We start from the raw sequence: 12258 nt of genomic DNA on the forward strand, positions 1-12258 counted from the left end.
TGTCCTTTTTGTTTTCGTTACATTGCACTGCCGCCGAAGAGGAACCGGTATTCCCAGTGCTTGCCCGCGATCGAATCGATCCTCACGCCGCCGCTCGCAACGGAATACGTATGCAAAATTTTGCCGTCGCCCAAATATATGCCGACATGAGAAATCCTTGCCGTGGATTTATCGATCCCGGAATAACTCGAAGCGCTCGTCCCTTTATAATCCATGAAAAACATCAGATCCCCCGGCTGCAAATCGCGCCAGTTCGTCTTTATGTTCCCTTTTGCTTTCACGTAGCTGCCTTGGCCCCGGGAATCGCTTGGCAGCGTCAAGCCGATACCGTCGATAAACGCCTGGCGCACAAAATCGGAGCAGTCAAACGTACTCGTATTGGAACGGCTGGAGCCGAATTCATAAGGAGTGCCGAGATACTTTTCGCCGGCTGCAATCACTTTTTGCGCTTTGGCGCTGGCGGATGCGCTGCTGGAGCTAGAGCTAGAGCCTGTGCTGGGGCTGGAGCTTGAGCCCGAGCTGGAACTAGAGCCTGAGCCAGTGCCTGAGCTAGTACTAGAGCCGGTGCCGGTGCCTGAGCTGGAACTAGAGCCCGAACTCGCGCCAGACCCCGCCGTCACCACAGAACCCAAGGTCTGTATGTATTTCAAATTGGTGCTGATATAACCGACGCGTCCGTTCTGATCCTGAACCTTGTACCACCAATTATTAACCTTTTCCAAAATCGTAACCTTCTCGCCCGACTTCAAATACCGGATACGGGTGGAATTCACGTCAGGACTTTGTCTGAAGCTGACGCTGCTTACAATTTGTCCTGCAGTCGTTGCATGAGCCTGCTGAGGCAGCGGAATCGAAACGGCTCCAAACGCAATAGCCGGAACAAGCGCAAAGGTCAAAAGTTGTTTTTTCATGATGAAAGCCTCCCAAGTTCGTTTTTCGAAGAAAAATTTTCTTCGCAAGCGGTTCTATGGTGTTTTCAGACGGTCTTTGCTGCAAAAGCGATGCATAAACGATGCATAAACGACAACAACAAATCTGGCAGTCTAGGAGTCTCGCCGATGAATGAAGTAGAAGGTAAATTTATGCGAAATGACGGATTCTATGCAGTGTTAGCGGCATAGATGCGGTCACGATCCTCCCCGACACGGCACTTAAGCAACTCCGCCCGCCAGACTCCTAACATCAAACTCTCTATTACATGGTAACATACCCAGTTGAAATACTTTAGCTGTAATATATTCCAATTGAAAGAGCCAGTGAAGTTGATTGGAGGAAAACCGAGATCGAGGAATTTGGTTGCCTTTACATATCCCGTCCATTTTAGTTGAATGATATTCACAAATTATTCATATTTTGTATTGTTATTTACTGGTATAATCGGTTTTATTTCATTTTTTGCCCATATCTATGAAACTCTAGCCTTAGTGCAGTAGCAGGCTGTCCGGTAACTCACACCCCAGAGTTGATCGAACATTCTGCCTGGCTGCGCATCGAAACACCGCGTGCTGGGAGTTGCACGCGGTGCAAGCGAAGAAAGCCTGCAAAAGTGCAGTTTTTTACTCGTTGAAGCGGCCGGCAACGAAATTTTCCTGCAATTGTGCAGGCTTTTCGCCGACTGCAGGGGGCTCAGGTTCATTTTCAACGAAAATTCCTGCACTATCGCAGGCTTTTCGCCAAAATGAACCACCTTCACGCAAAAAACTGCACTTTTGCAGGTTTTTGCGGGTTGCAAGCACGGGAGCCCCCCTCTCGCTGAGCAGCGCCGCAAACTGTGCGGGGGAAGAGGCGCGCGGGGGAGGTGTGTGAGAGAGGCGAGCTGGTTATGGCACGCGCTGGGAGCTGCACGCGGTAGCGAGCGAAGAAAGCCTGCAAAAGTGCAGTTTTTTGCTCGTTGAAGCAGCCGGCAACGAAATATTCCTGCAATTGTGCAGGCTTTTCGCCGACTGCAGGGGGCCCAGGTTCATTTTCAACGAAAATTCCTGCACAATCGCAGGCTTTTCGCCAAAATGAACCACCTTCACGCAAAAAACCTGCACTTTTGCAGGTTTTTGCGGGATGCGAGCACGGGAGCCTTCCTCTCGCTGAGCAGCGCCGCAAACTGTGCGGGGGAAGAGGTGCAGGAGAGTGTGCGCAGGAGATACAAGCAAGGCGCAGCGCTTATCGGGAAAGACCGGACGCACAACAGGATTAAGCACTCCCTCTCGCACCAAGGTGCGCGGGAGAGGCACGCACGGTGCCGCGCGGGATGGGAAAGACCGGACGCACAACAGGATTAAGCACTCCCTCTCGCACCAAGGTGCGCGGGAGAGGCACGCACGGTGCCGCGCGGGATGGGAAAGACCGGACGCACAACAGGATTAAGCGCTCCCTCCCGAGAGAAGTGCGTGTCAGAGGCAAACGCAGGTAACAGCGCTTATCGGGGAAGACCGAACGCACACCGATTAGGCGTCCCCTCTGCTCTTCCGGGAGCCTGTCCGACAGATCATACACACAAAACGTTTCGTCGGACAGATTCCTGGCCCGGGACTTCTTAACAAAGGGTACGCTGCTCCAATGTGCGGGTTTTCTCTCTTATTTCGTCCGGATTCTATATTCCGGGGGAAATAGGTTTATATAGATACTTTTTAGGTAGAGGAGGACCGCAAAAGCTTCAAATCATTATCAATACTAACCATTTTGGAGAGGTGAGCTATGAAATTGCTCCACGTTTTTCGCGTGCTTTTGTTTGCTTGTTTATTGTGTTACCCAGCTTCCGCTTTGGCCGATGAATATGAGTATGACGAGCTGAATCGGTTGATTTCCGCAACGATGGACTCAGGGGAACGGGTAACGTACAGTTATGATGCTTCCGGAAATATAACGAGTGTCCGGCAAGTGCAGGCTCCCCGTGCTATGGCGATTTCACAACCGATGGCTGCTGCCGGCGCTGCATATGGATGGGAAACTTATTCTTCGCCGGGGGTATCGGCCGAGTACGAATCGGTCGCGAGTTCCGTATACGGAGACGGAGTGCGCATCAAAGCCTTTGCCCAATCTCCGGGTGAGGTATCCATCTCCCAAACGGCAACCGTAACAGGAAATACCTACTACCAGCTTCAGGGGGAAATAGATGCGTTGTCCCTGAATGATGCAAGCATTCAAGTTACCGTTCAATTTTCAAACGATACCGGTCAGCCGGTTGGTGAGTCAAACGCGACTTATGATGCGCAGGGGAAGATTGGACAAGCGCTGTCGATCGGAGTGACCGCTCCTTCAGATGCCGTTACAGCGAAAATTCAGTTCACCATACGTCTGGGTTCCGAAGTCTCGTCAGCGGATGTAACCGTCAGCGGAATTCGCTTGCTTCAGGCTGGAGGTAATCCGTGATTAAACAACGTTTGATTGTCTCGCTCCTTTTCATGCTGCTGATGATGTCCGTCTGGGCGGTAACGGCAAGCGCCGCCGATAATTACTCGTACAATCTGAGTCCCGGCGCTACGGCGGAATTAATGCCAAGAACTTCAAACAGTTCTTGGGTGATAGGGATCAAGGTAAGCGGAGCGCATGAATATGCGGAGTATTATTCGGACGGCGGGTTGTATATGTACGGTAAAAAAACTGCCGCCTCCTCATACAGCATCAATCATACGGAAAAGCTCGTCATTACCAATACGTCCAATGCGACATTAACTCTTTCCAGCGCTTTTGACTTTGACATCAGCTATGTTTCCACCCCCGCGCTTGTGCATAGGTTCCTGTCGCCGGGAGAAAGCATCGATGCCACTTACACCGGCAGCGGAAGCAAATCGATCACGATCGACGGAGTTCACGATTACGCAAAGTATGACGAGAACGGCGATTTGTCCTCTTTTGCCAAGGGAAGCCCCAAAGGGGCGAAGGCGCTCTTGTCCATGAACAGAATCGCGATCACGAATCGGGATACCAAGACGATTGACGTCTACGGAGCTAACGGCTTATGGACGATAACGTATCGGGTAAACCCGGCCGTCTTTTACAAGACATTGTCTCCCGGACAAAGCATGGAGGCTACGAATACCAGCAGCAGAAGTTTCAGCTTGTCTATGAGCGGTGTGTTCGACTATGCCAATTATGAGCCGGACGGCAGCATATCCGCTTATGGGCGCAAACGCGCAGCGACCAGTCAGGCCGTCACTAAATCGGAGCGGCTCTCGATTACGAATTCGGATACGAAGATCATTAACGTATCGGGACCGTACGACGGGTTTGTATTTGCCGACCGGACCAATCCGACTTCCTTCGTCAAAACGTTGTCCGTCGGACAAAGCATGCAGGCGACAAATAAGACACCCAGGCTTTTCACCCTTACATTAAACGGCACCTATGATTACGCCGAATACGACGCAACGGGAAAAGTCATCAGTTATGGAAGAAATCAAAAAACGGCAACCAACGCCATTTCGTCAGCCGATCGTCTGGATGTGACGAATAGGGGAACTTCCGCGATGGAGGTCGCCGGGCCCTATGACGGATTTCAAGTAGACAATCGCACGAATCCGGCTTTGTACATCAAAACTTTATCATTGGGCGAAAGCCTGGAAGCTGTGAATCGAACCGCAGGAAGCGTTACGGTTGCGGTCGGAGGAACGTATGATTATGCGCTTTATCATGTGCCGGGAGACATTTACTCCTATACCCGCCAAGGAGCGCAGACAGGGGTCCTTCTTCCCGCTTCCAAGAAATTGGCAATAACCAATTCAGGCAGCAGCGTATTCGATGTTGCGGCGCCTTACGATGCAATTTCGTTTGCCGGGCGGAGCAATCCGGTTTCTTTTACGAAGATTTTATCTGCCGGACAAAGTATGGATGCCGTAAATACCTCTGCGACCAACTTTAATTTGTCCCTGAGCAGCGCCTTTGACTTTGCCGAATATGCGGACGATGGCACGGTTGCGGAATATAAAAGAAGCCAAGACGTCCGCTCGAATCTGGTGCCGGCCTCCCATCGCTTGGCCGTTACCAATCCGGGAAACGGCGCTTTGACGGTAACCGGGCCTTTTGATGCGTTTCAAGTAAGCAATCGGACGAATCCGGCCTTATTCATCCGCAATATGTCTCCTGGCTCCAGTCTGGATGTTACCAACCGGACAGCCCGTTCGATTGCCCTTTACGCTTCAGGCAATTTTGATTATGCCAAATACGGCAGCACGGACGATGTGGGCAGTTTCGGGCGGAATGTATCAGGCGGTTCCATATCGGCGGACGCGTCCAAACGACTCGCGGTTACGAATGCAGGGGCTGGCTTCATGGAGTTTTACGGGCCTTACGATGCATTTCAGGTCGCCCCGCGGTCGAACCCGGCTTTATTCATTAAGACGCTGGCGCCGCAGCAAAGCATGGAAGCGGTCAATATATCCTCGCTCCCCTATTATGTTCATGTCACCGGAGTGTACGATAGCGCTATATATGCAAGCACCGACAAGCTGGAGTCCTATAGAGGCGACAACATCGCAGGAATTGTGCTGGTATCGTCAGCCAAGCGCCTTGCCGTTATGAATACGGACAGCGCCGCATTGGAAGTATGGGGTCCCTATGACGCTTTTACCGTTCAAAATCGGGCAACCCCGGTCTCCTTTATCAAAAATCTTGCTCCCGGATCTACGCTTCAGACGCTCAATACATCCGACTCCGCATTTCCAATCCGGATATCCGGCAAGTATGATCTCGCCAACTACAAGAAGAGCGGCGATCTGGATACTTCAAGCCGGATGCGAATTCCCGGAATATTGAGCATTAGCACCGGCGAGCGGACGGTTGTCACGAATGCCGACAGCGGAACCGTTCAGGTTGCAGGTCCTTATGATGCATTTACAGTAACGGATCGTCAGAACCCGGCTTTGTTTATCCAGAGCTTGTCTCCCGGACAAAGCATGGAGGCAGCAAATACAAGTACGACTCCCCTCGCTGAGCTCCATATAAAAGGGACGTATGATTACGCAACTTACGATGCCTCCGGGGAGCCTGACTATTACCTTCCGGATGTCACTTCAAATTTCAAGCAGCTGAATCCGGGGAAGCGACTGGCGGTCACGAACTCGGGAACGGCAATCACGGAAGTATCGGGCGCTTTTGACATATTCCAGGCCAAAAGCCGCCAAACGCCGGTTACGTTTGTAAAGAATCTGGCAAGCGGTCAAACGCTTCAGGCCGCCAATCACACGAAAATGGGCTTTTCCGTGAGGAACAGCGGCGGCGTTTACGACTATGCCTCCTACGGAAGCACAGGACAAGTGCGGGGCTTAGACAAACTGACGGGCACGGGAAGCAATAGCGTCAGCGCAGGCGATCGGATCGTTATTACGAATCGCGGGACGGGGACTCTTACTGTGAAAGGTTCGTTCGATGCATTTACAGTCACGGACCGTACCGATCCCGCTTTGATGATCAAGACCTTGAATCCCGCTCAAACGGCATCGGTTCTTAACACCTCGTCATCCGCTTATTGGCCGCAACTCGACGGCGCGTTCGATTACACGCTATTCGACTCTCTGGGCAAAACTGCAGGCACAGGAACCAAGCATCCTGCCGGCATTATTTTGCTAAGATCTTATTATCGCCTTGTGGTTGTCAATGCGGACGCCAAACCACTGGAAATTGCGGCTCCGTTCGATAAGGTCGTGATGGATGACGGTACGGCGGCGAGCGTGTTTACCCGTTCTCTGGCTCCCGGACAGAGCATGGAAGCGCAAAATAACGCTTCACTGGACATGCCGCTGAATGTGACCGGCTCCGTAGATGTTGTGATTAGCGACAGTGCGGGCATTGCCGCGGAATATAGGCAAAAAGCGGCTCCCGGCGAAATGACCGTCCCGAGCTCCGGGCGCATCGTCATTACCAACCGCAGCAGCGGCACGATTACTGTAACGGGCGCCAAAAACGCTTTTACCGTCACGGATCGGGTGGCTCCGGCGCTGCTGGCGAAAACTCTCGCCTCCGGCAAAAGCATCCTGGTGACCAACAAGGCCGGCGGCCCGCAATTGTTGACACTTGGCGGATCATTCAGCTATGCCGGCTCCGATGGGGGAACGCCTCAGCAGGGTCAAGGCTCGTTGACGATTGCAGCCGGGCAGAAGCTCAGAATTACCAACACTGGTTCCGCCGCTTACGATGTGTTCGGACCTTTCGACTCCTTCCTGTTCGAGGATGCGCCGGATGCCGGAACCGCAACGGATATCAGCAAGCTTGATCCTGCAAGCTACGATGTCCAATCGATGCACGCCGATCCGGTCGATACTTCGACTGGCGCGCAATGGATCAGCCGGACTTTGCTGACGGTTCACGGTGCGGTAGAAGTGCCGTTCCAGCTCCAATATTACTCTTTGCTGCTTAATAAAGGCGACGTTGGACCTGGCTGGGGACATCTCTATGAGATCAGCCTGAAAGACACAGGACAAGGCGGCGTTCAGGTTTATTGGAATGCGAACCGCCACAACGATTTTACAAGCATAGGCAGCGGCAGCTACACGTCTTCGGACGAAGCAACCAAGCAGGACAAACTTGTTAAAAAAGCAGACGGCTCCTACCTGCTGGAGCGGAAAGAAGGAACCAGCTATGAGTTCTCTTCGGCAGGCAAACTGACCAAACTGCAAAACAAGAATGGAATCGGACTGCTTTTTGCTTACAACCAGGCAGGGAAATTGGCTTCCGCAAACGAACCGCTATCGGGTAAAAGCCTGACCTTCGCGTATGGGGCGAACGGCTTGCTGGCTTCGGTCCAGGACAACATGTCCAGACAGGTGCGGTTAACTTATGATAAGAATAATCACTTGACCGGGATTACGGATGCAAACGGGAGTACGAGCGAATATACGTATGATGCATCGGGACGCATTTTGACAGGCACCGAGCAGGGAACGCTCCGTTTCGCCAATACGTACGATAGCCGAGGCCGCATAATCGCTCAACAGGACGCCGTAGCCGACCATGCGCCGACAACGTTCAAGTACGAAGAAAACGGCGGCACCCTGACCACCACGATAACCGACCGCACGGGTAACAAGCGGATTTTGAAACATAACGGCAATCGTTTGATCGAAGTTCAGGATGAGCTGGGAGCAAGCACGACTTACACGTACAATGCGAACGGAAACCGGACTTCCGTTACGGATGCGCTCGGCCAAAGCAATACGTTTGCTTACGATGCCGCAGGAAATATGACAAGTGCGACGGACTCATCCGGCAAGACGGTTGCAATGGCGTATGATGCGAACAACAATCAGATCAGCGTGACGAACATTGCAGGAGATCAGCTTCTCAGCACGTATGATGGGGCCAACAATCTGACCGGCCTGACGACTCCGGACGGCGGTACGACTCGTTATACGTATGACGTCAACGGCTTGCTGCTTAGCGCGACAGACGGCGCGGGAAGAACGATGACCTTTAGCTATGCGGGCGGTGTCCTGGAATCTGTATCCAACGCTGAGGGCAATGCCGTGCACTATGGTTACGATGCGGCGGGACGCGTCATAAGCTTGGCGGGCAACGACGGCAAAAAGCTGTCCTTGACCTACAACAACAAGGATCAGATCCTGACATCCACAGACCCGCTGGGCAATCAGGTTTCGTATTCCTATGACCCGAGAGGCAATTTGCTTGCCGAAACCGACGCATTGGGCAACTCGACGACGTACGATTACGATGCGAATGACAATCTGGCCAGCGTTACCAATGCGCTTGGGCATACAACACGCTTTTTCTACGATGCGGAAGACAGACTTGTTAAGGAAACCGATGCGCGCGGCAACTCGACGACGTACGGCTACGATCCCAAAGGACGGCTGACCCAGATCACCAACGCACTCGGCCAAACGATCCGTTACGAATACGATGCCGTTGACAGAACTGTTGCTGCCTTCGATGCGCTCGGGAATCGAGTGTATGCCGTTGATTATGACACCATGGGCAACCCAGCTTCAATCAAGGATGCGCTCAATCACAAGCTCACCCAACAGTACGATTCGCTGAATCGTCTTACGCAAATAACGGACGCCAAAGGGCGCCAAACGAAATACGCGTATGACAAAATGAACCGAATCACGCAGGCGACCGATGCCAAGAACGGTGTCAGCGGTCAGACTTATGATGCAGCCGACCAACTCGCCTCCTACTATGACCCGAATCGTAACGAAACGGCTTACACATATGATCGGGCCGGACGCCTCTTGAGCGAAACTAACGCGGCAGGCGCGGCGATCCGCTATTTGTACGATGCGAACGGACGCTTGCAGCAGGAAACGAACGGACGCGGCCAGAACACCTCCTATCAATACGACGATGCAGGAAGACTCGCGGGCTTCACCGACCCGGCAGGCTCCGTCGCCTACACGTATGATAAGAACGGCAGCATAACGGCAGTCACCGACGAAAAAGGAGCCGCGCTATTGCGCACCTACGATGCGCTGGGCAGAGTATCGACCTATACCGATGCCGACGGCAACACGCTTCGCTATGAATATGATGCGAACGGCAACTTGACGGGCCTGACCTATCCGGACGGCAAAAAAGTAACCTACACATATGACGCCGTGAATAGGCTCAAAGAAGTGTCCGACTGGGCGAGCCGCAAAACCGCGTACGGCTACGATGCCGTTGGGCGGCTTACGACCACAACCCGTCCTGACGGATCGGTCGAGACGAGAGCCTATGACGCGAACGGCCAATTAACCGGATTGACGGACCAAGCGGCAAGCGGAGAATGGATCAGCCGGTATGCGTACACGTATGATGAGACAGGCAACGTTCTGACTGAGAAGAACAATGCGCCGACCGTGACTTCCAGCACCTACGGTGCAACAAAAATGCCTGTCGCTTACGGCACCATGACCTATTCGGCCGACAATAGGCTGGCTACCTTTAACGGCATGAATGCCGCCTACGATCAGGATGGGAACATGATTACAGGCCCGCTTGGCGGCCAGCTTCAGGGGTACCAGTACGACACTAGAAATCGCTTGATCTCTGCAGGCGGAGTCAGCTACGCTTATAACAGCGAGAACATCCGCGTCGGCATGACAGTGAACGGCGTTACGACCAAATATGTCGTCAACCCGAACGCCATGCTTTCGCAGATCTTGATGGAAAAAGACGCAAACGGCAATACCCAAGCCTACTATGTCTACGGTCTCGGCTTGATCGGCCGGGAAAATAGCTCGGGCGATTATCGGGCCTACCACTACGACCGCAGGGGCAGCACAATAGCACTGACCGACATTAGCGGTCAAGTCACTGACAAGTACACGTACGCACCGTACGGCGAGCTGCTTTCCGAGGAGGGCACTACGCCGAATCCGTTCCGCTACAACGGGCGCGACGGCGTGATGACCGACCCGAACGGCCTTTACTACATGAGGGCGCGTTATTACAACCCGGAAATCCGCCGTTTCGTAAACCGCGATGTAGTAACGGGAACGATCAGCGCGGCGCAATCGCTGAACCGTTATGCATACGTAAACGGAAACCCTGTTTCGTACGTCGATCCTTTCGGCCTCAGCCGCGACGGCGATACGTCGTACCTGGCGCAAGGCGGCAGCTTCCTGCTCGACATCATTCCATGGGTCGGCACGGTTAAAGGCTTCCAGCAGGCGTTCACCGGCACGAATCTGATCACCGGCCAACAGCTATCTGCTGCGGACCGCTGGAGCGAAGGCATCGGAGCCACGCTCGGCATCATCCCTATCCCCGGCCTGAAAGTCGGCGGCAAGTATCTCACCAAGGGTGTTATAGCCGCTGAGCAGAAGCTGGAAGGGCTTTTGGTCAGAAGAGCAGGGAAACTCGATGGCCCCGTTGCGGGGGATAATATGGGAAGTATGCTTCGCTCCGGGGGTGCGGGTGAAGTTGCAAATATCCCTAAACTAGTTTATAAAAGAATTAATGTGCGTAACGGTGATGCTAATGTGAAAGGTTCTGGTCTGAATTATGCACTAGGAAAGCATGGTGGAGTAGATAGACCTAACAAATCACAATTCTCTATCTCTCGGGATGAATTAAAGAAATTATTACAATCAAAACAAGTTGTGAATTCACCAGTAAATATTTCACCGACTTCGGGAGATTTTGTTCGCCAGGTTGATGTTGGTTACCCAGTTGGTAATTTACCGATCAATAGGAGCGGTGCACCAACGAATACGATAACAGTGATTACTGATAAAAAAGGTAACCTAGTAAATACTTTTCCAGGTGGATTAGGGTTTGGAGAGTGATAATATGTTTAAAATTATATTAGAATCAGTTAACGGTCAGCAACTGGATAAAGTGTTTGAGAAAAACAATGTAGACTATCTGCAACAAGATGAAGATAAGTTTGAAATGTTAGGAGAGTTGTCTACTTGTAGTTACGATGTATTCTCAAGTAAAGACATGGATAATTTATTACTTGAACTTGAGAGATTAAAAGATATGCTAGTTGATTCCAACGCAAAAAAACATGTTGAAGAAATTATTTTATTAGCTGAAAAATGCAAAAAAATAACCGATAGCCGATTAATCTTTACCCCTTTTTAAGCAAGTAAATTTAGTTCAATAACCTTGATTAGCCTCGGCTTTTCAAGGTTTCTTTTTGGATGGGGGCTACCCAACGCCGAATGAGTTCCATACGCACTTAATATTCACGCAAGTAAAATAAAGGAGAATACATTCAGTGTTTAGAATGTGCTTACAGCATAAAAACAACTTTGATAAAATGACAATTGAAGAAAAAGAATATGATGATGAGCTCGATGATGAAACTAGTGTAATATCTGACATTTGTAGATATCTACATCAAACTGGAAATATTGATTTTATTATTTCAGGTTTTGGAAGTGAACGATGGCCTGTAGATTGTAATTTCGACCTTCCATTGATTATTGAGGAATTACCAGAAATAATTCAAAATATCAATAAAAATGAATACAACTTCTGCTTAGGTTTTTATGAGCAAGGTGTGTTGAGGGAAATAGTGTTTAGTGAAAAAGACGGTGGCGAGTTACAGTTAGAATGCAAAAGTTTAATGCATGGATGGTCACCTTCACCATCATGTATTATAATGGAAAAGTCGACTGTAAAAAAAATGATTGAAGAGTTGTTTGGAAATTTTATTGCCTATGGCCAAAAGGTATGTCCAGAACTATTGAGTGAAAAACTTTTTAGTGATTGGATATCTATGTACAATATTTCTCATATATTAAAATATGATGCATGAGTGATTGAGTACCCTAGAGCAAGTTAAAATTCACAATGGTTTTAAGGAATATATAGAAG

The 12258-nt window shown here is 50.9% G+C and carries 7 protein-coding genes; 4 read left to right on the forward strand and 3 right to left on the reverse strand.

Annotated features, from left to right (window positions below; genetic code table 11):
* Positions 1-17: 17 nt before the first annotated feature.
* The 3 genes from AC3G2T_RS03865 to AC3G2T_RS03875 all read right to left on the reverse strand — a co-directional run bounded on the left by AC3G2T_RS03865 (position 18) and on the right by AC3G2T_RS03875 (position 2195).
* A complete protein-coding gene (locus AC3G2T_RS03865; protein ID WP_488434579.1) occupies positions 18-911 on the reverse strand; it encodes a C40 family peptidase in 894 nt (297 codons plus the stop codon).
* A 645-nt stretch (positions 912-1556) separates the two neighbouring features.
* Positions 1557-1736, reverse strand: coding sequence for a hypothetical protein (locus tag AC3G2T_RS03870; protein WP_488434580.1), 180 nt, complete (start codon positions 1734-1736; stop codon positions 1557-1559).
* 84 nt (positions 1737-1820) lie between these two features.
* Positions 1821-2195 carry a hypothetical protein gene (locus tag AC3G2T_RS03875; protein ID WP_488434581.1) on the reverse strand — a complete coding sequence of 125 codons (375 nt, stop codon included), beginning with the start codon at positions 2193-2195 and terminating at the stop codon, positions 1821-1823.
* 496 nt (positions 2196-2691) lie between these two features.
* Between AC3G2T_RS03875 and AC3G2T_RS03880 the strand changes: the two genes are divergently transcribed.
* The 4 genes from AC3G2T_RS03880 to AC3G2T_RS03895 all read left to right on the forward strand — a co-directional run bounded on the left by AC3G2T_RS03880 (position 2692) and on the right by AC3G2T_RS03895 (position 12199).
* The gene (locus tag AC3G2T_RS03880; RefSeq protein ID WP_488434582.1) at positions 2692-3366 is read left to right on the forward strand and encodes an RHS repeat domain-containing protein; all 675 of its coding nucleotides are present in this window, start codon (positions 2692-2694) and stop codon (positions 3364-3366) included.
* Positions 3363-11219 carry an RHS repeat-associated core domain-containing protein gene (locus tag AC3G2T_RS03885; RefSeq protein ID WP_488434583.1) on the forward strand — a complete coding sequence of 2619 codons (7857 nt, stop codon included), beginning with the start codon at positions 3363-3365 and terminating at the stop codon, positions 11217-11219. Before AC3G2T_RS03880 ends, AC3G2T_RS03885 begins: the two co-directional genes overlap by 4 nt.
* Before the next feature lie 4 nt (positions 11220-11223).
* Positions 11224-11520 (forward strand): hypothetical protein, encoded by a 297-nt coding sequence (locus tag AC3G2T_RS03890; protein WP_488434584.1) that lies wholly within the window; start codon positions 11224-11226, stop codon positions 11518-11520.
* Positions 11521-11656: 136 nt separating this feature from the next.
* Positions 11657-12199 carry a hypothetical protein gene (locus tag AC3G2T_RS03895; RefSeq protein ID WP_488434585.1) on the forward strand — a complete coding sequence of 181 codons (543 nt, stop codon included), beginning with the start codon at positions 11657-11659 and terminating at the stop codon, positions 12197-12199.
* Positions 12200-12258 lie beyond the last annotated feature (59 nt).

It is taken from the genome of Paenibacillus sp. sgz302191 (assembly GCF_057749925.1).